The sequence below is a fragment of the Pseudomonas sp. 01L34 genome (assembly GCF_056400265.1).
Genome location: NZ_JBFTSX010000001.1, coordinates 952,332 through 975,077, shown reverse-complemented (window position 1 = coordinate 975,077; position 22,746 = coordinate 952,332). Strand labels below are relative to the sequence as shown.

General features: G+C 61.4%; 19 protein-coding genes. 7 read left to right on the top strand and 12 right to left on the bottom strand.

Annotation, left to right across the window (positions count from 1 at the left end):
• The first annotated feature begins 30 nt into the window (after positions 1-30).
• The 3 genes from AC1DQM_RS04305 (at position 31) to AC1DQM_RS04295 (ending at position 3,338) form a co-directional block, all read left to right on the top strand.
• Positions 31-1,050 (top strand): alpha-ketoacid dehydrogenase subunit beta, encoded by a 1,020-nt coding sequence (locus tag AC1DQM_RS04305; RefSeq protein ID WP_018928915.1) that lies wholly within the window; start codon positions 31-33, stop codon positions 1,048-1,050.
• A complete protein-coding gene (locus tag AC1DQM_RS04300; RefSeq protein ID WP_064617509.1) occupies positions 1,047-2,159 on the top strand; it encodes an acetoin dehydrogenase dihydrolipoyllysine-residue acetyltransferase subunit in 1,113 nt (370 codons plus the stop codon). Before AC1DQM_RS04305 ends, AC1DQM_RS04300 begins: the two co-directional genes overlap by 4 nt.
• Before the next feature lie 93 nt (positions 2,160-2,252).
• Positions 2,253-3,338, top strand: a complete 1,086-nt coding sequence (locus tag AC1DQM_RS04295; protein WP_230139058.1) for a 2,3-butanediol dehydrogenase — start codon at positions 2,253-2,255, stop codon at positions 3,336-3,338.
• A 71-nt stretch (positions 3,339-3,409) separates the two neighbouring features.
• On the opposite strand, the gene AC1DQM_RS04290 is transcribed toward AC1DQM_RS04295, so the two are convergent.
• The 12 genes from AC1DQM_RS04290 to AC1DQM_RS04235 form a co-directional block, all read right to left on the bottom strand.
• Entirely contained in the window at positions 3,410-4,465 is a 1,056-nt protein-coding gene (locus tag AC1DQM_RS04290) for a hypothetical protein (RefSeq protein ID WP_230139048.1), read from the bottom strand.
• A gap of 33 nt (positions 4,466-4,498) precedes the next feature.
• Positions 4,499-6,307 carry a hypothetical protein gene (locus AC1DQM_RS04285; RefSeq protein WP_230139049.1) on the bottom strand — a complete coding sequence of 603 codons (1,809 nt, stop codon included), beginning with the start codon at positions 6,305-6,307 and terminating at the stop codon, positions 4,499-4,501.
• 3 nt (positions 6,308-6,310) lie between these two features.
• Positions 6,311-7,621, bottom strand: coding sequence for a hypothetical protein (locus AC1DQM_RS04280; protein ID WP_230139050.1), 1,311 nt, complete (start codon positions 7,619-7,621; stop codon positions 6,311-6,313).
• A gap of 19 nt (positions 7,622-7,640) precedes the next feature.
• Positions 7,641-8,558, bottom strand: a complete 918-nt coding sequence (locus tag AC1DQM_RS04275; protein ID WP_028940750.1) for a hypothetical protein — start codon at positions 8,556-8,558, stop codon at positions 7,641-7,643.
• A gap of 61 nt (positions 8,559-8,619) precedes the next feature.
• Positions 8,620-11,004, bottom strand: coding sequence for a hypothetical protein (locus tag AC1DQM_RS04270; RefSeq protein WP_230139051.1), 2,385 nt, complete (start codon positions 11,002-11,004; stop codon positions 8,620-8,622).
• Positions 11,005-11,016: 12 nt separating this feature from the next.
• A complete protein-coding gene (locus tag AC1DQM_RS04265; RefSeq protein WP_019578685.1) occupies positions 11,017-12,156 on the bottom strand; it encodes a hypothetical protein in 1,140 nt (379 codons plus the stop codon).
• Complete coding sequence (locus tag AC1DQM_RS04260) at positions 12,135-13,580, bottom strand: alkaline phosphatase family protein (protein WP_230139052.1); 1,446 nt, start codon at positions 13,578-13,580, stop codon at positions 12,135-12,137. Before AC1DQM_RS04260 ends, AC1DQM_RS04265 begins: the two co-directional genes overlap by 22 nt.
• Positions 13,570-14,802, bottom strand: a complete 1,233-nt coding sequence (eboE, locus tag AC1DQM_RS04255; protein ID WP_230139053.1) for a metabolite traffic protein EboE — start codon at positions 14,800-14,802, stop codon at positions 13,570-13,572. The genes AC1DQM_RS04260 and eboE overlap by 11 nt, the downstream gene beginning before the upstream one ends.
• Complete coding sequence (locus AC1DQM_RS04250; RefSeq protein WP_064617525.1) at positions 14,799-15,683, bottom strand: TatD family hydrolase; 885 nt, start codon at positions 15,681-15,683, stop codon at positions 14,799-14,801. The genes eboE and AC1DQM_RS04250 overlap by 4 nt, the downstream gene beginning before the upstream one ends.
• A gap of 36 nt (positions 15,684-15,719) precedes the next feature.
• Complete coding sequence (locus AC1DQM_RS04245; RefSeq protein ID WP_477745875.1) at positions 15,720-16,493, bottom strand: EboA domain-containing protein; 774 nt, start codon at positions 16,491-16,493, stop codon at positions 15,720-15,722.
• The gene (locus AC1DQM_RS04240) at positions 16,490-17,380 is read right to left on the bottom strand and encodes a UbiA family prenyltransferase (RefSeq protein ID WP_230139054.1); all 891 of its coding nucleotides are present in this window, start codon (positions 17,378-17,380) and stop codon (positions 16,490-16,492) included. Before AC1DQM_RS04240 ends, AC1DQM_RS04245 begins: the two co-directional genes overlap by 4 nt.
• Entirely contained in the window at positions 17,377-19,263 is a 1,887-nt protein-coding gene (locus tag AC1DQM_RS04235; protein WP_442114964.1) for a 3-dehydroquinate synthase, read from the bottom strand. Before AC1DQM_RS04235 ends, AC1DQM_RS04240 begins: the two co-directional genes overlap by 4 nt.
• A gap of 103 nt (positions 19,264-19,366) precedes the next feature.
• Here AC1DQM_RS04235 and AC1DQM_RS04230 point away from each other — a divergent pair, with 103 nt between their 5' ends.
• From AC1DQM_RS04230 to otnC, 4 genes are all read left to right on the top strand, one after another.
• On the top strand, positions 19,367-19,699 hold the full coding sequence (locus tag AC1DQM_RS04230; protein ID WP_018928931.1) for a hypothetical protein: 333 nt from the start codon (positions 19,367-19,369) through the stop codon (positions 19,697-19,699).
• Positions 19,700-19,864: 165 nt separating this feature from the next.
• Complete coding sequence (gene ltnD, locus AC1DQM_RS04225; protein ID WP_018928932.1) at positions 19,865-20,770, top strand: L-threonate dehydrogenase; 906 nt, start codon at positions 19,865-19,867, stop codon at positions 20,768-20,770.
• Positions 20,771-20,780: 10 nt separating this feature from the next.
• Positions 20,781-22,079: a 3-oxo-tetronate kinase gene (gene otnK / locus AC1DQM_RS04220; RefSeq protein ID WP_230139072.1), complete on the top strand. Its 1,299-nt coding sequence runs from the start codon at positions 20,781-20,783 to the stop codon at positions 22,077-22,079.
• Positions 22,076-22,714, top strand: coding sequence for a 3-oxo-tetronate 4-phosphate decarboxylase (gene otnC, locus AC1DQM_RS04215; RefSeq protein WP_007941469.1), 639 nt, complete (start codon positions 22,076-22,078; stop codon positions 22,712-22,714). Before otnK ends, otnC begins: the two co-directional genes overlap by 4 nt.
• The last annotated feature ends 32 nt before the right edge of the window (positions 22,715-22,746 follow it).

Genomic DNA, 22,746 nt, shown 5'->3' with positions numbered 1-22,746 from the left:
CCCCCTATAACAAGAATCGAGACCTTTATCATGGCGAGAAAAATCAGTTATCAGCAGGCAATCAACGAAGCCCTGGCTCAGGAAATGCGCCGCGACCCCAGCGTGTTCATCATGGGGGAAGACGTCGCCGGCGGTGCCGGTGCTCCCGGTGAAAACGACGCCTGGGGCGGGGTATTGGGCGTGACCAAGGGCCTCTACCACCAATTTCCCGGCCGCGTGCTGGACACGCCGCTGTCGGAATTGGGTTATGTCGGTGCCGCGGTAGGCGCAGCGACCTGCGGCGTGCGCCCGGTGTGTGAGTTGATGTTCGTCGACTTCGCCGGTTGCTGCCTGGACCAGATCCTCAATCAGGCGGCCAAGTTTCGCTACATGTTCGGGGGCAAGGCTTCCACCCCGTTGGTGATTCGCACCATGGTCGGCGCGGGCCTGCGGGCCGCCGCCCAACACTCGCAAATGCTCACGTCGCTGTGGACCCACATTCCCGGCCTGAAAGTTGTCTGCCCGTCATCCCCTTATGACGCCAAGGGCCTGTTGATCCAGGCCATCCGCGACAACGATCCGGTCATCTTCTGCGAACACAAACTGCTCTACAGCATGCAGGGCGAGGTGCCGGAAGAGCTCTATACCATCCCGTTCGGCGAGGCCAACTTCCTGCGCGACGGCAAGGACGTGACCCTGGTTTCCTATGGGCGCACGGTCAATACGGCGATGGATGCAGCCCGCAGCCTGGCAGGGCGGGGGATTGACTGCGAGGTCATCGACCTGCGCACCACCAGCCCGCTGGACGAAGACAGCATTCTGGAAAGCGTGGAAAAGACCGGGCGCCTGGTGGTGATCGACGAAGCCAACCCGCGCTGTTCCATGGCCACCGACATCTCGGCCCTGGTGGCGCAAAAAGCGTTCGCCTCGCTCAAGGCGCCCATCGAGATGGTCACCGCGCCGCACACACCGGTGCCGTTCTCCGACTCTCTGGAAGACCTCTATATCCCCGACGCGGCGAAGATCGAAAACGCCGTGCTCAAGCTGATCGAGTGGAGCAAGCGTTCATGAGCCAGATCCATACCCTGACCATGCCCAAGTGGGGCTTGTCCATGACCGAAGGCCGGGTCGATGTCTGGCTCAAGGAGGAGGGGCAGGCGATCGCCAAGGGCGATGAAGTGCTCGACGTAGAAACCGACAAAATTTCCAGCAGTGTCGAAGCGCCGTTTTCCGGTGTGCTGCGCCGGCAGATCGCGCGCCAGGATGAAACCCTCGCGGTCGGTGCATTGCTCGGCATCGTGGTCGACGGCGAAGCCAGCGAGGCCGAGATCGATGCGGTGATCGAGCAGTTCCAGGCCGCGTTCGTGCCAGGTGACGGTGCCGAGGAAGACAGTGGGCCGAAGCCGCAGAAGGTCGAACTGGACGGGCGACTGATCCGTTACTTCGAGCGTGGCGAAGGCGGGGTGCCGTTGGTGCTGGTGCACGGGTTTGGCGGTGACCTGAATAACTGGATGTTCAATCATGAAGCGTTGGCCGCCGGGCGCCGGGTGATAGCTCTGGATCTGCCGGGCCATGGCGAGTCGGGCAAACAGTTGGAACACGGAGATCTGGATGAGTTGAGCAGGGTGCTGCTGGCTCTGCTCGATCATCTGGATGTTCCCGTGGCGCATCTGGTGGGGCATTCCATGGGCGGGGCGGTGTCGCTGAACACGGCGCGCCTGGCTCCCCAGCGGGTGCGTTCCCTGAGCTTGATCGGCAGCGCCGGCCTGGGTGCGGAAATCAACGGCGATTACCTGCAAGGTTTTGTCGAGGCAGCCAGCCGCAATGCCCTCAAGCCACAATTGGTGCAACTGTTCTCCGACCCCGAACTGGTCAATCGGCAGATGCTCGAAGACATGCTCAAGTACAAGCGTCTGGAAGGGGTGGATGCGGCCCTGCGCCTGCTGGTTGCGGGGCTGTTCAAAGAAGGGCGGCAACAACTCGATCTGCGTGGCGTGGTGCAAGAAAACCGGCAACCGGTGTTGCTGATCTGGGGCAGTGACGACGCGATCATTCCTGCGACCCACAGCGCTGGCCTGGCTGCTCAGGTCGAAATCCTGCCGGGTCAGGCGCACATGGTGCAGATGGAAGCGGCCGAGCAGGTCAATCGGCTGATTCTGGACTTTGTCCAACAACACTGATGCCTCCCTTGGCGGCCGGCCATTTGCCGGGCGCCAAGGCCACGATTTCAAGGAGATTCCAACATGAGCCTTCCAATTGATCCGACCCGCAGCATGCGTGCCGCTGTCTGGCATGGTCGTCACGATATCCGCGTCGAAGATGTGCCGTTGCCCGTCTCGCCACCGGCGGGCTGGGTGCAGATTCGCGTGCAATGGTGCGGTATTTGCGGCTCCGACTTGCATGAATACGTGGCCGGGCCAGTGTTCATTCCGGTGGATGCGCCGCACCCGCTGACCGGCATCAAGGGGCAGTGCATTCTCGGTCATGAGTTCTGTGGCGAGATCGTCGAAATCGGCGCCGGGGTCCAGGGGTTCAGTGTGGGCGAACCGGTGGCAGCCGATGCCTGTCAGCACTGTGGTACTTGTTATTACTGCACCCATGGGCTGTACAACATTTGCGAGAACCTGGCGTTCACCGGGCTGATGAACAATGGCGCGTTCGCCGAGTTGGTCAACGTGCCGGCCAACCTGCTTTACAAGTTGCCGGCCAACTTTCCAGTCGAAGCCGGGGCGCTGATCGAACCGCTGGCAGTGGGCATGCACGCGGTGAAAAAGGCCGGGAGTTTGCTGGGGAAAAATGTGGTGGTGGTTGGCGCGGGAACCATCGGCCTGTGCACCATCATGTGCGCCAAGGCGGCTGGCGCGGCCCAGGTCATTGCTCTGGAAATGTCGGGAGCGCGCAAGGCCAAGGCGCTGGAGGTGGGGGCAAGCCAAGTGCTGGACCCTAATGAGTGTGACGCGTTGGCTGAGGTGCGACGGCTGACCGGCGGGCTGGGGGCAGATGTCAGTTTCGAATGCATCGGCAACAAACACACGGCCAAGCTCGCCATTGACCTGATCCGCAAGGCCGGCACGTGTGTATTGGTGGGCATCTTCGAGGAGCCCAGCGAGTTCAATTTCTTCGAGCTGGTCGCCACCGAAAAACAGGTGCTGGGTGCACTCGCCTATAACGGGGAGTTCGCAGACGTGATCGCCTTTATCGCCGACGGTCGGCTGGACATCACGCCGCTGATAACCGGGCGTATTCAGCTGGAACAGATTGTCGGGCAGGGCTTTGAGCAATTGGTTAACAACAAGGAGCACAACGTGAAAATCATCGTGTCACCCGCTCGAATCCGAGACGCCTCAGAAAGCGATTGACGCGAACCGAGCCTGAACATTCCTGCCAAATTCGGGGCAGGTAATGTTCAGGCAACGTGTGGCCCACCTTTTCAGAGCTGCACCCGCCGCAGCCTGCCGCTCAACGGGACGACGGTGTTGTCTGGCATGGGCAGTGGCCGGCCGGTCAAACCCATGCCTTCGCTCACCAGTACCGCATCCTCCAGCAGACACAAGTTGGAAGGGGTATCCAGGTCGCGGGCGAGCACGGCGACCTGGGCGGTTTGCAGATTGCAGCTCAGCAGTCGCCCGGTAAAACGGGTAAAGCCGCCGTGCAGCGGTTCGCCGTTCCAGTCGGGTGGCAAGGGTTGCTGCAGGCGATCGCAGAGTTCCAGCACCAACACGTTGCCCTTCGGACACAGCGCCAGTCCGGTGGGCAGTTGCAGGCCGCGAATCAGGAGCTCGATTTGCCCACTGTCAGGCCAGACCCGAATCACCTGGCCGGCCTTCTCGGCGAAGTCGACGCCCTTGCGCGTCGGGTCGCCCTGCAACTCTCCGGAAAACAGACTGATCAGCACTGCGTCGGTCGCCGGTTCGTACACCAGGGTCACCGGGACGGCTTCCTGGCCCTGGTCCAGTTCGGGCAACCGGACCAGCACGCGTTCGTCCTGTCCGCTGGCGAATTCCACCAACTGATTGGTATCGGGCTTGACCGCCAGCCAACTGCGGCGGGTCGGGTGGTAACACAGCGCATTCAGATTGCCACGGCTGTGAAACACCGGTTCGGGCGGTGTGAATTGCAGGTCCAGCAGTTTGGAACCCTCGACGTAATCGGTCTGGCTGACCAGACAGCGCCCGTCACCGCAGGCGATGTCCGACAGCCCCATGATTTCATCGCGCAGCATGCGGGCCTGCATGTTCATGGCGCGAAAACCTTGCGCCAGTATCTCGCCGGGCAGATAGGCGCCGGGCTTGTGCGGATCCGGTCGCAGTCGACTGATACGACCGCTGAAGGGCTGCTCCGGCAGGCCCGAGCCGGCTTCGGTCAACAGCAGGCTGCCATCGGCCTGCACGCAAATGCCCCGAGGGTTCAGCAGGCCTTCGGCGATGATGGTGCTCGGGCACAGGGTTTCGCTGGGCCGCGCAGGGATATTAATGGGAATGGGCATAGGGCTCTCTCCATGAATAACGGATGGATGCGGTTACTGCGGCGGTTGCCACGGTTCACCGGAGAGATAAGCCCGGAGCAGCGCCCGCTGGCAGGGCGACATCGAGCGCACCACAGGCATGAACAGCGTGGTGCCTTTGTACGCATCCGAAGTTCGGGCGAGGATGGGGTTCTTGGCGCCCATGACCGCGTCGGGCTGATTGAGCGGGATGTAGCGCGACATGGCGGGGAAGGCCAGGTAGTGAAAGCGCAGGACGTTCGGGTACATCAGCTCCCAGGTGATGTGGGTGCCCGCGGGGATGCCGAAGTCGGTCTGTGCGTATTTGCGAAAGCTGGTGAAGTAGCCACTGCTTGGAAGGCCATTGGCTGTGTAGGTCAAGGCGACAAAACCCGCCTGGGCGGCAGAACCCGCTTTGACGGTGACCGGGAAACTGATCGCGAGCTGGCCAGGGTTAACGGTCAGCGATGCAGGAAAATCGAGGAAATCCCAGTATTGCGGTTCATCGTACACAGCAGGAGCAGCAGCCTGCAGGTCGATTTCGGTGGCTTTGGGGACCGGACCGCCCAAGTACCTGACCTGCAAGGTGATCGACAGGCCATTGGGGTAGTCCTCCAGATACACGTTGCGCTGATCGGCATACACCCGATAGGTCGATTCGGTGGCTTGCAACGTGGTACCGGCGACCTTGCCGGGCGCGTTGATCGCCAGGGCGGCGGTCTGCACTGCCTGTAGCTGGTTGGCGGTCAGGGGCAGGTCGACGATGCCGCCATACACGTAGTAGTCGAATAGAAAGCGGTTGGTCGGGTCCAGGGTGGCCAGTTCAGTGGTGCCTGCGGTGATGGTGACGGGGCCGTAGTTCGCGTTCGGTCCGATAGGGCTGGTGATATCGTCCCTGACGGCCCTGAAGGTTTGCTTCGGAATGACGTTCACCATGTCGATGCTCAGGTAACCGTTGCCGCCCAGGTCGGCATAGCCGGCATTCCCCGTACTCTGGTTGACCAGTTGCCGGCCCGGCTGGCAGTTCAGCGGCTCGTCGGCGAAGGCCGGGGCCAGTGTACCGATGACCCTGCCGATGCTCGGGTTGGGGGTGTATCGGCCGGCGGCATAATCGGCGTCCAGTTGTTCCGTGGTCATCGTGGGGCACATTTCGAACATGACGAAACGCAGGACAATGCCGGTCGCACCCGGTGCCTGGATGATCGAGCGCAGGCCACTGCTGTTCTGGTTCCAGCTGACGATGCTGCTCAAAGGGAAGGTCAGTTGAAACGTACCGCTGGCGTGGAAAGATCCCGGCGCATCCATTTTCGCGGGCAACAGCACACGTCCCGCCACGTCGAAACTGCTGCACACGGTATTACTGCGAATCAGCAACTGGATGTCGCTGTTACCACCAATCTGCAGGCCGCCGACGAATATCTGGGTGGTCGTTGAGGAGGTGGGGTCCAGGTCCACCATCATCGGGCCGGAGACGGGGCCTTGTCCGGTCACCGGATCCACCGAGCCGAGCAGATAAACCGGCTGGCCCACCATGTCGCCGGTGGTGCTGATGCTGCCCGGATTGCCCTGGGAACTGATCAAGGCGTTCTGCATGTCGACGACATGCTGCCCATAGTGATTCCAGCCGCCAGCGGTGTAGTAGTCGCCGTCGGGCGCGTTGATCATGTTGTTCAGCTGATCGTCGGTATAAGACTGAGCAGTCGGTGCCAGGGTCGAGGTGGTCAGGTCGAAGAGCGGCCATTCCTCATTGCCGTCGTAAGGAATGGTGGGGGAGTTGTTTGGCAGGCTGACGTCCGTGCGGATGCCGCCCCAGAAGTTCAGGCGTGGTCCATTGAGAATGCTCATGATCTATTCCTCGTCCTTGGTGGTTTTGCCGACAGGCGCGTTGGCGAATTTGAACATGTAGGAGAAATCGGCCTTGTAGGGACTTTTGACCGGTGTCGCCATGGAGTGGCAATTCATGCAGCTGCTGTTGGGCTGGATGTAGCTCTCCATGGTGACGTTGGCCGAGAGCGACGGGGTCGGCTGGCCCAGTGGATTGCTGGGGTTGTCCGGCATCAGCGGGCGCTGGGTGGTGATGAGTTGGTAGTACTTCAGCACGCTTCTTTGCAGGCCCGGGTCGGTGCGGTAATTGGTGTTGACGGCGTTGGTGATCTCGGCAATCGGGGTGACCCGGTTCAGCGGGTTCGGGGTCTGGAACGTGGTGCCGGGCTTGGGCACGCAGACCAGTTTTGTACCCTGAGTCTGCCAGTCGCAGGGTGACTGGTTGAGGGTGATGGCCGGGGCCGCGGGGTTGAAGTAGGAGTAGGTCATGCCGGCTGTTGGCTGATCGACCCATTGGCCATGCACCAACTCCTTGGGCGGAACGTTATCGATCTGCTCGAAGGTCGACCAGATCCACTGCGGATAGCCGTTGACCTTGGTGATGATGTGCAGGCCCACCAGGCCCAGGTAGGCCTCGGTGACACCGGTGCGTTGGCCCTGGTCGTTGAACGTGGGCACGCGCGCCAGCATGGTCAGGTAGCGGCTGGCGTTGTCACTGGTCGTGAGGATGCGCCAGCTCGACTTGACCTCGATGACCCCGTTGGGAAAGTTAATGTTGTTGGCTTTGGAAACGACATCGGCGTTATAGAAGCTGTTGTTGACGATGTAGTCGTAGGACGTCTCGTTGGCCGAAATGTCGTAGTAGGTCGGGTTACCGGCCTGGTCGATCAGCCAGCCGCCGACAGCCTGATCCACGGCATTCACCTGGGTGCTGTTCTTCAGCGCGGCGATGTTGATGATGCCCAGGCTTTTGGCGGTCTGCGGGGTGTTCCACGGGCCAGGATCTGCCCCCTTCGGCAGGAAGATTTCCTCCACGGTCTTGTAGGTTTGCCAAACGGTGTAGCCGGGGTCCCCAGGCTGTTTGGCGCAGTCGGGATCACCTCGTTGCCCATCCTGTGCGGGCCAGTTCAAAGCGATGAACATCTGCCAGCTGTATTGATCGAACTGGTCCTGACTGGCGGTGGCGACCGGCGCGGTGCTGGGGGGTTGGCAACTCAGGTTACTGGCCTGCGTCGACGGCATGGCCTGTTCTCGGGCCAGGGCCTGCTCCAGGATCAAGGCCGGCAGACTGGCCAGGCCCACTAACATCACGCAGAAACGGAATGTGGTTTTCATGGCGATCCTTCATCGTTATTCAGGGTTTGCGTTGCATGAGCTTGTTCCACTGCGCTTTTTGGCCGTTGCTCTGTGACGCCGGTGGTTCGAACAATTGGCAGGGCGGTGGATTCGCCGGGCACATGGCGGCCACTTGCGCCCAGGTCTGGGCCGGGTCCGGTTTGGCGATGCGGAAGTTGGTGTAGTTCTGGCTGACGATGGGGGCGTTGGCGACGCTGGCATCACCGGAGAAATAGAACGATTGCGGATGCCGGTAGGGCGGTTGTCCCGTGACGTTCTTGTAGAAGGCGTAGCCGAACAGGATCGGGCCTTGTGGCGAGTCGACATCCAGGGCATAGGCTTGCACGCTGCCATTGAGGTTCTGGCTGCGCGCGGCACTGTAGGGCAGGTGCTTGATGAAATCCTGCCGTGGTGGGTGGTTCATCGGCGAGAACATGCAGCAGGCCGGCATGTCCTTGGGACGGTCCTGGGGATAGGTCAGGAAGTAGGCCTTGTTGCCCAGCGACACGAAGGAGCAGGTGTAGTTGTTGTTCTTGATCGGGAAGATCGGCAGGCAGTATTTCTCGTAGTGTTCCATCATCGCGCCGAAGCCGTCGCCATCCGGCGGGATGTAGGCGGTGTCGTAGTAACTGGTGCCGCGAGAGACGGTGTAGTCCGCCGGGGTCAGGGTGGTGGGTGGATTGCTGTAGGGCGGCGGGTTTTTCTCGTAGTTGTGCATCACCCGGTACATGGTCCAGTCGCTGATCCAGTAGGCCGGGAAAAACGGATCGGAAGGCTCGCCCACGGAACGCTTGGCGATGCAGTTGCCGTTCTTTTCGTTACACCCCAGGTTGTTGTGCACCCCCATGCTGAAGTAGATGGCCTCGCTGTCCTGGGCGAAAACAGGCGGGCTGAGCAGCAGGATCAGCAGCAACAACCGGTCCAAGATGATTTTCATGGGACACCTCCTGTGAAGTGCCGGGTGGCGGACTCGCCACCCGGTAATCCGGCGTGAAACGTCAAAGGTCGTTGTAGTCGCTCATGGAGAGTTTCCTGGGTGGGAAGTTGAGTTTCACCAGGCGTTTGGCCCACAGCTGCAGCACGGCGCGGCGGCTTTGCGACAGGTCTCGGGTGATCGGCATGGCCAGGGTGCTTTCGTCCTGGTTGTCCTTGTTGATCAATATGAGTAACTGGTCGACGGCGCCCTCCACCCGCGTGCGTGAATCAAGGGGCATGTACTTGTTCATGATGGGGTAGAGGTAATAGAACGACTGCAGCACCTTTGGAAAGATGAACGTGTTCCATATTTCTTCCGGAGCTTGCGTGGAGGTGCACATGCCGTTCCAGGTGTCGATGAAGTCCTGTTGCAACTTCATGTCCAGCGGCAGGACCCGCAGCGGGGCAAGGAAGTCGACGTAGGCCTCGGAGAGCGGGAAGCTGAAGGGGATGGTCGGATCCTTATCGCCTTCCTTCACGAAGAAGCGCAGGGTGGGGAAGCCTGGCGCGACTGCCTTGCAGCCTATCTGAGCGATACCTTGGGCGTTGGTGGTGATGACGGCATAGGTGTAATTGACGGAGTTGCCCTTCTCGTCGTTCAGCGTACCGGTGCGACCGATGGGCTTGTCCAGGGTCAGGCAGGGGCGCAGGTTCACCGCGACCGGTTTACCGGAAACAGTGAGGAACTCTTGATAACCGACTGGGGTTCCAGAAGGTTCAGGCACGTCCTGCAGGTCCGTCAGTCGGCGGCCGCTGCCAGTGCTGCGGTAGAGGCCGACCGAGGGTGCGTCGGTGAACTGCGGCAGACCGGCCGTGTTCTTGCTGCGGTCCGCCGGGTTGTCGTAGAACAGCGTGAAGTCGGCGGCGTTGCTGAATGCCAGGTAGTAGTCGCTGCTGGTCACCATGTAGGGGTTGTTGTACTCGGCCACCCACAGTGTCGTGTTGGCGGCCGGCTGGCCATTGTTCTGCACCATGATGGTCAGCTTCTTGTAGTCGCCGACGTCGATGAAGCTGCCGCTTTCGATCACCTCGGCGGTCCATGTCTGCTGGGTGGCGGCGACGGTCTGGGGAGCGCTGTACAGGCCCAACCGACGTAGAATCAGGGGACCGGATTCCAATACACCCTTGGTATAGTCATCGAGGGGAACATCGAGGATACCCGAGCGCTGGTTGAAGGCCGACTGCCGATAGTCCGCGAAGTTCAAGATGACCGCCGGCTTGAATGTTCCATCCTTCTCGGCACCCAAATGGTAGGTACCGGCATTGAATTTTTCCGGGACGGGGATATCAGCCGTGGCATCCACGGGATAGCTCGGAAAGGTATTGCCCAGGTCAAGTGACAGGGTGTAGTCGTTGATCTGTGCCGAAATCACCCCCAACTTGACTTGTTGTGTCTCCTGGGAATACAGCTGGCTCATCGACACCGCCTTATTGGCCACCAGTCGCCTTCCGGCGGGCGCGGTGGGGTATTCACCGGCGAACCACAGCCCCAGGACCGCCGAGGTGCGGCTGTAGGCAGGATTGAAGAAAATCTCGTTGACGTTGTCCAAGCCCTTTCTGTAGAGGTCACGCACTTTCGCCATGACGTTCGGGTTGTTGGAACGGGTGTCGAGGTGCTGTGGGTAATCGTTGAATATCCCGTTCTTGTCATAGCAGGTCAGGTAGACGCAAAAGCGGAACATCAGGCCCTGTGCCCCTTGCTGCTCCATCTGCTGCTTCAGGTTGGCCAGCAGGGACGAGTTGCCGAGCGCCCATTCCAGATTCTCCTTGGGGAAGCAGGTCTGCCAGGTGGTGCTGACGTTCACCAGGCCACCCAGGGCTCCCCAACTGAAGTTCAGGAAACGGTCCATCATCCGGTACTTGCGGTTGAGGGTCAGGCCGCAGTTCGCGTCCCCTAACACCAGTTTGTCGAAGTACAGCGCCGTGAAGGTGTTCTGCCATGGGCTGATATCCACGAAGCGCGCCGCGGTCGGGGTATTGCTGCCCAGGGGGCTGCCGAGCAAGTGGTATTGCGCGCCGATCAGTGCATCCTTATCGATGTAGCTATTGGGCTGCACTTCGCCGCCGATAACGGTCGACTTGGTTTTCCCGTAGTTCACCAGGCCGCAACCGTTGTCGCCAAACAGATCCCATTCGGCGGGCATGTACGGGTCATGCTTCGGATTGATATTGTTTGGCACCTGCTGTACATAGGTCGGCATGCCAGCCATGTACTGCGTCGAGATGGCCCATGGCATCAGGGTGTCGGGAGCATTGTTCCGGTCGATGCCGAAGTGCGTCATGAACGACCAGTTGATGTCCGTGTTCACCGCGTCATACAGCGGGAACATGTCGTTGTTGTTGGCTGTTGGCGGGTTCCAGAACATCTGGCCGTTGAGGTAGATGCGGGGAAAATTCAATACGCTCATGTCGTGCTCTCCTTAGCGTTTCCACTGGGCGCGTTTCAGCGACCAGACAAAATCCAGTTTTTTGTAGCCGTTGAAGTCTTTGTCCGGCAGCGGTGTAGTGGGGTAGGTGAGACCGCCCTGGGTCGGGATGGCGAAATTGAAGTAACCGTCGGTCTTCGAGTAGGCGGCGGTGCCGTGGCAGGCCAGGCAGGATGAGGTGTCCTGGAACGCCGATTCCAGCTGCGAGTTCGCCAGCACCTGGGTCTTGGGTTGATATTCCACGCCGATCAACTCGTATTTCGACAGCGTCGGGTTGTTGGCCTGGAACTGCGTATTGACCGGTATGGCATCCGATGTCGGTCCGGTGCTGTTTGTCATCGGCCGGGGCGGGTGGCCCTTGGTCACGGTGTACTTTCTGTTGTTGACGTTCTCGAAGGTGGTCCAGACCCAGCTGGAGTCCAGTTTGTTGACCACATGCAAGCCACTCAACGCCGCATAGCCGACCCTGTAGTCGGTGCCCTGCTGGTAATAGGCCTGGGCGGTGTAGTAGCCGTCGTTCTCCAGCTTCTTCTTGTAGTCCATGTCCGCGCCGATCCACAGCCAGGCGGCTTTCAATTCCCAGGCCGTGGCGGGAAAGTTCAGGTTGCTCGTCAGGGCCTCCTGGCCATCTACGTTGTAGACATTGTTCTTGACGATGTAGTTATAAGTGTCCTGGGACATCAGCAGTTGAAAGCGCACGACTTGGCCTCGCTGTGCCTCAGGCACGACGGTACCGCCCATTTCCAGGCTCATCCCGTCGACCTGCTGCGTGGCATTGAGGTTGTGCAGCAGACGGTTCGCGTCCAGCCCCAGGGCCTTGGCTTGCTTGAGCACCTCGTCCGGCGGCTTCATGCGGCTGTCATACGAGCCAGGGTTGACGCCATTGGCCAGGTAGACCTGGTCGGAAGGCTTGAACGACTCCCACACGCGGTTGTAACCCTGGGCGTCGGGCTGGTTCAGGCAGACGAACCAGTTCCAGGCCATGGTCTCGGGGTGCTTGTTGAACGCCGTACGGGTCTGGTCGGCACTGATTCCAAATTGCAGGAAGTTGCTGCAGTTGAAGTTGTTGGTGTCCTGTGCCTGAGCCAAACCGGCCAAGGCACTCAGAACTGTTATAGAAATGGCTCGCCGCATGGAAGCTCCTTGGCATTGGCCGGGTCGGTGTGTGAATGCCCCAGGAAGTGTTCCAGGAGCAGTTGCTTCACGGCCGTGGCCGCAAGACGCTGGGGCAACGGCAGATCGCAATTGGTGATGAGCAGCGGGCCGGTTTTCTCGCTGTCGGGCAGGCGGCCATGGCTGCCACGGACCAGGCGGGTGTCCAGCGGAATCAGGTCCATGTAGTAGCGAAAGCCGAGCTTCTTCTGCAGCAGGCGGCGCGCCACTTTCAATTTCGGGAAGCGAATGGCCGGGTCGATGAACAGTTCCAGCGGGTCGTAGCCGGGCTTGCGATGGATGTCCACGGTGCGGGCAAAGTCAGGTGCCTTGCGATCGTCGAACCAGTAGTAGTAATCGAACCAGTAACCCGGCGCGGCCACGGTCACCAGCTCGCCGCTGCGCGGATGATCCAGTTGCCAGGCCCGTTGTTCGGCTTTATCCAGCACCTGCTCGATACCGGGCTGGCGCTGCAGCAGCGCTTTGACGCGAGGAATGTCTTGCGCCTGCTTCACGTAGATGTGCGCGACCTGATGATCGGCCACGGCAAAGGCCGCGCTGGCGCCAGGGTCGAGCAACTCCCAGGTCAGCGATTGGCGCACCTGCAACAAGCCTTCCGAGCGCAACAGCCGGTTAATCGATATGGATTGCTGTACCGCTTCGATCCCGTACTCGGACAACAGCATCACCGCCGCGCCTTGCTCCTGGGCAAAGGCCAGCAGGCGACCTACTTCACTGTCGATGGCCCGCACCTCGTCGGCAATCGACGGATGATCAGGGCCCAGTCGCTGCAGGCAATAGTCGAGATGCGGCAGGTAGACCAACTGCAGGTCCGGTCGATCGAGCTGGAATTCGGCGATGGCGCAGTCGACGATCCAGCGGCTCGATGCGATGCCGGCCGCCGGACCCCAGAAACCCGGAAACGGAAATTCACCGATCTGCTGCTCGATATGCTCATGCAACGAGGCCGGTGACGAATACAGGCCGAACATCTTGCGGCCATCGGCCGGGTAGTGCGGGCGTGGGGTGATGGCGGCGTCCACGTCCGCATACATGTTGTACCACCAGAACAGCTGGCTGCAGCGGAACCCGGGGAGCTCACGCTTGAGCGCCTGCCAGACCTTTTCTCCCTGGATCAGTGCGTTGGGTTGCAGCCAGAAACGCACTTCGGCCTGGTCGCGAAAATACCAGCCATTGCCCACGATGCCGTGTTCCGACGGCGACGCGCCGGTGAGGATCGAGGCCTGCACTGTAGAAGTGACCGCCGGAAACACGGGTTGCAGGCTGGCCATTTTCGCCGTTTTCAACAGGGCATTGATGTGCGGTGTCGCCGGCCCCAGCAGCGCCGGGGTCAGCCCGACCACGTTGATCAGCAGCAGCGCTTGGCGCGGATTTTCAGAGGGCATCGGCGTACGCCTCCCGCGTTTGGGATTGCAGCAATTGGCGTTGGCGCAGTTGCTCTTCGACCCAGTGCAGTTCCGCGGCGATCCCCTGCAGTTGGGCGTGCTCGGTGTCGGGCCGCAGTTGCGCGGGCAGCACGCCCCAGCTGTAGGTTTCCACTTCCAGCACGGGACGAAAATCCGCATGGTCTGCGAGATAGTCGAAAGTCTGCGACAGGGCGATCTGGCTGCCGCTGAGCTCAGGCAGCAGCAAGTGTTCGCTGAACAGCGGAATGTGGAAATGAATCCGCAGTTCGGGGTACTGCCCCAGGTTATTGGCGCAATCGTCGAGGGCGGCGGGCAGGTCGGCCCAGCCCGATAACCGCGCCTGTGCATCGCGGGCTTTGACTTGATGCAGGTAGGTGGTTTCGGCGAAGTCGCTCAAGGTCTTGAGCACGTGTTCGCGCCGGTTGTGGTCTTCAGCGGGCAGGTGACAAATCAGCGCGTTCGACAGCTGGATCTTGCCGACAGGCACTCGGGCCTGGCGCAGCTTTTCCAGCGACTGATAGCAGTGTTCGAAAACCACGGCCTGGTGGCAGACATCAAAACACAGCGCCAGATAGTCATGGTGCGGATCGCTGGCTTGGTAGCGGTGGAAGAAGGCGATGGCCTGGTCGGTGTTTTCCAGCACACAGTCCGGCTCCATCTCCAGGCAGAACACGATCTTCTTGCCCGTCTCCCGATGCAGCCTGGCCAGTGAAGCCGTGAGTTGGCGCAGCAGGTGTTCGGCACGCTGCTGTCGCCGCGGGTTCCAGTCGGCGGCATAGCCCAGCGGTACGGTGGAAATCACGCCTTGGGGGCAATCCGACGGCAGGGCGTGTGCCAGGATTCGGGCCAGATTCAGGCTGTACGCCAGCCGTTTCGGATCAGTCCAGTTGGGCAAATAGACGTCGGCTTTCACCGCGCCTTGATGAAATTGGCCATAGGGAAAGCCGTTAAGTGAAGTCAGCCGCAGCCCGCTGCGTTGCAGCAGGCTGAGGAAGTCCGCGCGAGCTGACGCCTGCTGTAGTTCGGCCGCGGCGAGGGCGCTGATCCACAGCCCACTGTCTTGCTCGTTCAGGCCGCGCAGGGTGCGCACACCCCGGAAATGCCATTCGATGGATGACCGTAGCCCGGCCAGGTCACGGGTCGGGTGCACATTGCTGCAATAACCGACCTGCGCGGCAGCCCAACCCGTGCCGGCACTCATTTGATCACCGGTTCCTGGCCACGCAGGGCAGAGTTCTCCTGCCACTGCCGACGCTGGTCGATGGGTAGCGGGGTGCTGACCAGGGTCTTGTCCAGTTGGCCGCTTTGGGCAAAAAAGTCCACGGGGTTGTGGAACAGCACCTGTTCGACCTGGCTTTCGCTGAAGCCGGCAGCCAGCATCGCTTCGCCCGTTTTCGGCACCTTGAGCGGGTCGCTGATGCCCCAGTCGGCAGCGCTGTTGACCACCATTTTCTCGGTGCCGTACTGCTGCAACAGGGCGACCATGCGCTGTTCCGACATCTTGGTGTTGGGGTAGATCGAATGGCCGCGCCAGCAGTCGCTGTCCAGCACCAGCGGCAGGGTCAGTTCGTTGAGGTGGTCGATGATCACCAGGTGCTCGGCAATCCCGACTTCGCGAATCACTGCCAGGGTGCGTTTGGTGCCACCGATCTTGTCGCGGTGCGGGGTGTGCACCAGCACCGGCAAATTGAATTGTCTGGCCAGCTCCAGCTGAGCGGCGAGGAAGCGATCTTCCTCCGGGGTGATGTCGTCGTAACCGATTTCGCCGACCGCCACGACGCCGTCTTTCACCAGGTAGCGCGGCAGAATCTCCAGCACTTCATTGGCCACCGACAGGTCATTGGCCTCCTTGGGGTTGAGGCCGATGGTGCAGAAATGATGAATGCCGAACATGCTGGCGCGAAAGCGCTCCCAGCCCAACAGAGTGTCGAAATAGTCGATGAAACTGCCGACGCTGGTCCTGGCCTGACCCTGCCAGAAGGCCGGTTCGATCACCCCCGTGATACCGGCGGCGGCCATGTTCTGGTAGTCATCGGTGGTGCGGCTGACCATATGAATATGCGGGTCGAAGTACTTGAGCATGGTAAATCCTCGTCAAGGAAAAGGAGTCGTTGAGTGTCAGTTCTGTGAGGTGCCGGCCAAGTACTCATGCCACTCAGGCGGCAAGCGTTGCTGCTGACTCAGGCCGGCCAGGCGCTGGTGTTGCGCCGGGCTGAGCAGGTCGAAGGCAATCACTCGGGGCAGCCCGGCGGACACCGTTCGTTCGGCGGCGAGCTGTTCGTCCAGCAGGTCGAGGGCCAGCTGGTTGAGGGTGACGCTGTGTCGTTGGGTCAGGCCGATCAGGCGTCGTATATCGAGCCCCATGCCCAGCGCCTTCAGCACCAGTTGATGGAAGGCCCGTTCGCTGTAATGGCGCGATGGATAAAGGGTGTCGAGCGCGAGGGCGGCGAACACCTGGCTGTTACTGGTACGCCCGGCCTGCAGCGCCAGTTCCACGCAAAGCCCGCGACTGTCGAGCCAGTCGAGGGCCTTCAGGGTGGCGATTTTTTCTTGATCGTCACCCCACAGGAACAGTTGGCGCAGCAACGGCAGTTGCCCTGCGAGGGGCTGTTGCTCCAGGACCTGAGCCAGCAACAATGCCCGCGCCAGTTGGACACTGCTCCAGTCGGGACTGTGGGGCAGCGATTGCTCCTTGAGGTTGCGCTTGCACTGGCTGCTGAACAGCGCCGCGGTATTGCCGTCCGGGCGTTGGGCAAGCTGCTCCTGGGCCTGGCGCCACCACTGCAGCTCGGTGTCATCGAGCTGTTGGGTGAGGGCCTGGTGTTGTTCGGCGAGGCAGTCGTGGCGTATTTCGAGAGCCGCCGATGGCGATGCAGTGACGTCCATGTTCATGTCGGTTTGATCCAGCGCTGGAAGTGTGGAAGCAGGAAAAACACCAGAACGCATAACAGGCTGCCCAGCGGCTGGTTGGCCACAGCCAGCACCAGGGCATCAAACAGTGGCAGAGCCGCCAGGCCAGCGCCGATAAAGGCACGGACTTGCCGTTGCTGCGGGTTGGCCAAGTGGTGCCAGTAATGCCAGCCCAGCCAGCCAAGCCAGAGCAGCAGCACCGGCCAGAACCAGGCGTTGTCGGAATAGATCGCCAGCGCCAGCGGGCTCAACATCAGCAGTAGAGGCAGGCGGCTGAGCAACTGGTTGTTGTGCTCCTGACGAGCCAGGTAGGTCAGGCCGCTGATGTAGACGCCAAGCAACATGGCGCACAGCCAGATCGGCTCCGGCGGCACCGCCAGGCTGGCCGCCGCCGTCAGGTAGAGGGCCGAGCGGCAGGCGCCCATCAGCCAGACGCTGTGGGCGTATTTCTTGTGCAGCACGTTGTAGCCGAGGATGCAGCCCACCAGCAGGGTGGCGCTTCCCAGCAACCAGTGCGGTTGATCGATCAACCGGCTCAGGCCCAGTACCGAGGCCGCAGCCAGTATCAGCAACAGCGCAGTAGCCAGCCCCACTTGCTGGCGGCTGACCAGGCCCAACGTGATCGGGCGCGGGTTGTGGTGCTGTTGGTCCCAGTCGGCGTCCAGCAGGTCGTTCAATAACATGCCGGCCAAATACAGCAACGACAGCGAGGCCAACAGCAGGATCCACACCAGCGACGACGGCGGCGCCAGGGCACCGGCGCTGCTGGCGAGCAGGGCGGCGGCCAAGGTGTTGGTCCACACGGTGGGCAGGTTGGATACCCGGCCGAGGGTCATCCAGGTTTTCAGGTTCAGCGGTGTCTGGCTCATTGCGCGCAGCCCTCGCTGAGGGTGAGCGCCGGATCGATGCGGGTCGACAGCCGTTGCAGCGCCTGTTCCATCCGCGCGGCATCGATCTCGTGCAGGTCCACCGACTCGCCGATCCGGCTGAGTATGGGGATGGAGAGTTGCCCGCCCAGGTGCTGGCGGAATTCCTCCAGACCGAGCAGAACCAGCGAGCGTCCCTGTGCATCTTTCAAGGTCAGTTCCGGCGGGCTCAGGCTGAAGCCGAGCTTGAGCAACAGGTTCAGCAGCCGTTCGGTGTCGGCATCGCTCAACAACCCCAGGGCATTGGCATAGAGCCCATCCAGGGCCATGCCCACCGCCACGGCTTCACCATGGCGCAGTCGGTGCTGGCTGAGGTTTTCCAGTTTGTGCGCGGCCCAATGCCCGTAATCCAGTGGCCGTCCGTTACCGCGCTCGAAGGGGTCGCCGGCACCGGTGATGTGTGCCAGGTGCAGTTCGGCGCAGCGGCGAATGGCATAGCGGCTGGCCGAGTGATCGAAGTGGGCGAGGGCGTCGGCCTGTTGTTCCATCCATTGGAAGAAGGCCTGGTCTTTGATCAGCGCCACTTTTACCGCCTCGGCCAGCCCGGCGATCTGGTCGCGGCGAGTCAGGCTGGTCAGCAGCTGGAAGTCGTTGATTACCGCGGTGGCGGGGTAGAAGGCGCCCAGCAGGTTCTTCTGGCCGAAGGCATTGATGCCGTTTTTCACCCCGATGCCGGCGTCGTTCTGCGCCAGCACGGTGCTCGGGATGCGGATCAGGCGAATGCCGCGGTGGAAGGTGGCGCAGGCGTAGCCCACCGCATCCAGCACCGCACCGCCGCCCAGGGCCAGCACATAGCAATGCCGGTCCAGCCCATGCTGCAGCATGTCGGTGTAAAGCTGCTGCAACACCTGTGAGTCCTTGCTCAGTTCGCCGGCCGGCACTGCAATCGGCGCGGCCTGCAAATGCAGGTCCGCCGCATGGGCGGCAAAGTAGGCGTCGATCTGTTCCAGCAGGTGCGGGGCGCTTTGCAGCAGTTGTTCATCGGCGAACACCAGCACCGTCACCGGGCCCCGGTGCTGTGGGGTGAGTCGTGCGGTGAGCTGGTGATGCAGACACGGATTGGACGGCTCGAACAGGTGATCGGTGAACACCACCGGGTAGTCGTAACGGACCTCGAAACGCCCGTGCAGGGAATGCTCGGCGTTTTGCTTGCGCAAGGTTTTGAACAGGCTGTACCCGGCGATAAACAGCCCGGGCAACACCATGCTGGCGAGCAGGGTCACCAGCAGCGCGTTCTGCTCGACGAGGTAGATGCCGATGGCGCTGTAGGCCAGTGCCAGACCGGCATTGGCCAGGGTGGTCACTAACACGAACGCGGGCAGCGGATAACGTTGCATCCCGGCGGCCACCACCGAGGTTTCGGCCAATACCGGCACGCCGCGCAGGCAGATCAACGACAGCGTGCCCAGCTTGTATGCCAGTTGCCCCGGCTGGCGCTGATGCAGGCCCAGGCGGCCGGACAGCAGCCGAAAATAGCCCGCCCCCAGCGCATACCCCAGCCCGGCCCCCAGGCACAGCCCCACGAAAATCACCAGGTAGCCGCCAACAGCGCCGAGCATGGCCACGGCCAGCAGCGCGACCATGCTCGAAGGCACCGGCAGCACCACGTCCAGCGCGAGCAGGGCAATCAGCAGCAATGCCAGGTTTAGTTTTTGGGTGGGAGTGGAAGGCTGGTACAGGTTGAGATGGGTCAGGAAGTCCTGGATCTGTTGTTCGAACAACAGAAAGCTGGCGATCACCAAGCCTGAGAAGCAAAGCAATGAAATCCAGAAATGACCGGCAGGCCCCCGTTGCGAGAACGCACGATACCCATGGCTGCGCTTCATCAAGCATCCCTCTTTATTTTTATGACTGATTCCGTGTCAGTAATTAAAAGCAGCGTCTGGTTGGTATTGGATCGATAGATTCTCTCGCCTGAGGGGCTGGTTTATGTACGGTTTGGTTACGCCTGTAGAGATAGTTCTGAACTTAGACGGTCGTGGTGTTTTTGCAAGGCGGCCTGATGGCGATCTGACTTTTTTCACCTGCGTGAACGCGACCCGTAGCAGCTGTCGAGCCTGCGAGGCTGCGTTCGGCGGCGCAGCCGTCGTGAATCCGGCTGACGTGGTTTGCCTGATGCACCGCGAGTTCTGGTTTTACGACTGCTGCGCAGCCGAACGCAGCCTCGCGAGCTCGACAGCTGCTACAAAAAAGCGCGTCGCGGCTATCGATGCATCTGAGTCGATGTTAAAAAATGTTATTTTAAAAAAATACTTCACATAATCTGTTCATTGATGGATTATCTGCTCAACCAGTGCCAAGCGATCGTAGCTGCCACTGTGTTGGGCGATCCGCTGGCCATGCCGCCGGTGCCCATCTCTACATCGCGGCCCGCCGCCTGCGCTTTACCGGCGTGGAACAGGCCGTTGCTTCCCTCAGGAGTACCCCATGAATAACAAGAATGTCGGTGTTGTCGGTCTGGGCGCGATGGGGTTGGGCATTGCCCGCTCACTGTTGCGCAGTGGTTTCAATGTGCATGCCTGTGATGTGCGTGCGCAGGTGACTGAACAGTTTGCCGGGGAGGGCGGCGTGGCGTGCTCTTCGCCCGCGCAGATGGCCGCGGCGTGCGACGTGATCATTACCGTGGTGGTGAACGCCGAGCAGACCGAAACCGTATTGTTTGGCGAGGGTGGCGCCGTCGCTGCGTTGCGCCCGGGCAGCCTGGTGATCGGTTGTGCCACCGTGGCCCCGACCTACGCTGTCGACCTGGGCCAGCGCCTGACCGCCCAGGGCTTGCTGTATCTGGATGCCCCGATCTCCGGTGGCGCAGCCAAGGCGGCTGCCGGTGAAATGACCATGATGACGTCCGGCCCGGCCGACGCTTACGCCAAGGCCGAAGCCGTCCTGGCCGGCATGGCCGGCAAGGTTTATCGCCTGGGCGACAGCCATGGCCTGGGTTCGAAGGTCAAGATCATCAACCAGTTGCTCGCCGGTGTGCACATCGCGGCCTCTGCCGAAGCCATGGCGCTGGGCCTGCGTGAAGGGGTCGATGCCGACGCGCTTTACGAAGTGATCACCCACAGCGCCGGTAATTCCTGGATGTTCGAAAACCGCGTGCCGCACATTCTCAAGGCTGATTACACGCCATTGTCCGCGGTGGATATTTTCGTCAAGGACCTGGGCCTGGTGCTGGATACCGCACGGGCCAGCAAATTCCCGCTGCCGCTGTCGGCCACCGCCCACCAGATGTTCATGCAGGCTTCCAGTGCCGGCTTCGGGCGTGAGGACGACTCGGCAGTAATCAAGATTTTCCCCGGCATCGAGTTGCCGACTGCCAAGACCGAGCCGGTTTGAGGAACACCCAATGAACACTACCCCTGCACGCCCATTGCTGGGCTGCATCGCCGACGATTTCACCGGTGCCACGGACCTGGCCAACATGCTGGTGCGCGGCGGTATGCGCACCGTGCAAAGCATTGGCATTCCGAGCAGCGAAGTGGCGGCCGGGCTCGATGCCGATGCGATCGTCATCGCCCTCAAGTCACGCACCATTCCAGTCGCCGAAGCGGTCGAGCAATCCCTTGCCGCGCTGGCCTGGTTGCGTGAGCAAGGCTGCGAGCAGATTTTCTTCAAGTACTGCTCGACGTTCGATTCCACCGCGGCCGGCAATATCGGCCAGGTCAGTGAAGCACTGCTGGCGGCGCTGGGCAGCGACTTCACCCTGGCGTGCCCTGCGTTCCCCGAGAATGGCCGGACGATCTTTCGCGGTCACTTGTTCGTCCAGGATCAACTGCTCAGCGAGTCGGGCATGCAGCATCACCCGCTGACGCCGATGACCGATGCCAACCTGGTGCGGGTGCTGCAGTCGCAGACCCGTCTGAACGTCGGCCTGTTGCGCTACGACACCATTGCCCAAGGCGCCGAAAAGGTACGCGGGCGCATCGCCGAACTGCGGGCTCAAGGTATCGGTATGGCGATTGCCGATGCCTTGTCGGACCAGGATCTGTACACCCTCGGCACGGCCTGTGCCGACTTGCCGTTGTTGACTGGCGGCTCGGGGCTGGCCCTGGGCTTGCCGGAAAACTTCCGTCGCGCCGGTAAATTGCGCGACCTCGATGCCTCGAAACTCCCGGCGGTGGCTGGCGGTGAAGTGGTGTTGGCCGGCAGCGCTTCGATCGCCACCAATGGCCAAGTCGCGGCCTGGCTCGAAGCCGGTCGACCCGCGTTGCGGATTGATCCGTTGGCCCTGGCGGCTGGCGAACCCGTGGTGGCCCAGGCTCTGGCCTTCGCCAAGAACAATGAACAACCCGTATTGATCTACGCCACCAGCGCACCGGACGAGGTCAAGGCAGTGCAGCAGCAGCTCGGCGTCGAACAGGCCGGCAGTCTGGTGGAAAACGCCTTTGGCGAAATTGCCCAAGGCTTGCGTCAGAGCGGCGTGCGGCGCTTCGTGATCGCCGGCGGTGAAACGTCGGGCGCGGTGGTTCAGGCGCTGGGCGTACAACTGCTGCAAATTGGCGCGCAGATTGATCCGGGTGTGCCGGCAACCGTCAGCAGCACCGATGAGCCTCTGGCCCTGGCGCTCAAGTCAGGCAACTTCGGTGGTCGGGATTTCTTCAGCAAAGCGCTGAAGCAACTGGCCCAGACCGGAGGTGCGCAATGAGTAATGAAAACGCCCTGCGCGAAGAAATCTGCGACGTTGGCCGCAGCCTGTATGAGCGCGGTTACACCGTCGGCAGCGCCGGCAATATCAGCGCACGGCTGGACGATGGCTGGCTGATCACGCCGACCGATGTCTGCCTCGGCCGCCTCGATCCGGCGACCATCGCCAAGGTCAATCTGGCTGGCGAATGGGTGTCTGGCGACAAGCCGTCGAAGACATTGGCGCTGCATCGCCAGGTCTACGACCGCAACCCGAGCGTCGGTGGCGTGGTGCATACCCATTCCACTCATCTGGTGGCGTTGACCCTGGCGGGAGTCTGGCAGCCGAACGACATCCTGCCGCCATTGACGCCGTATCAGGTGATGAAAGTCGGGCATATCCCGTTGATCAGCTACCAGCGTCCCGGCTCGCCAAAGGTGGCCGAACAGGTCGCACAACTGGCCAACAGTGTTCGCGGCGTGATGCTCGAACGGCTGGGGCCGGTGGTCTGGGAGAGTTCGGTGTCCAGAGCCAGCTATGCCCTGGAAGAGCTCGAAGAAACCGCGCGGTTGTGGCTGATGAGCAATCCCAAGCCCGAACCGCTCGATCAGGCAGCACTAGACGAGCTGCGAGCGGCTTTCGGTGTGCATTGGTAGTGCGCTGAAGTTTTTTAACACGAAAGACCGAT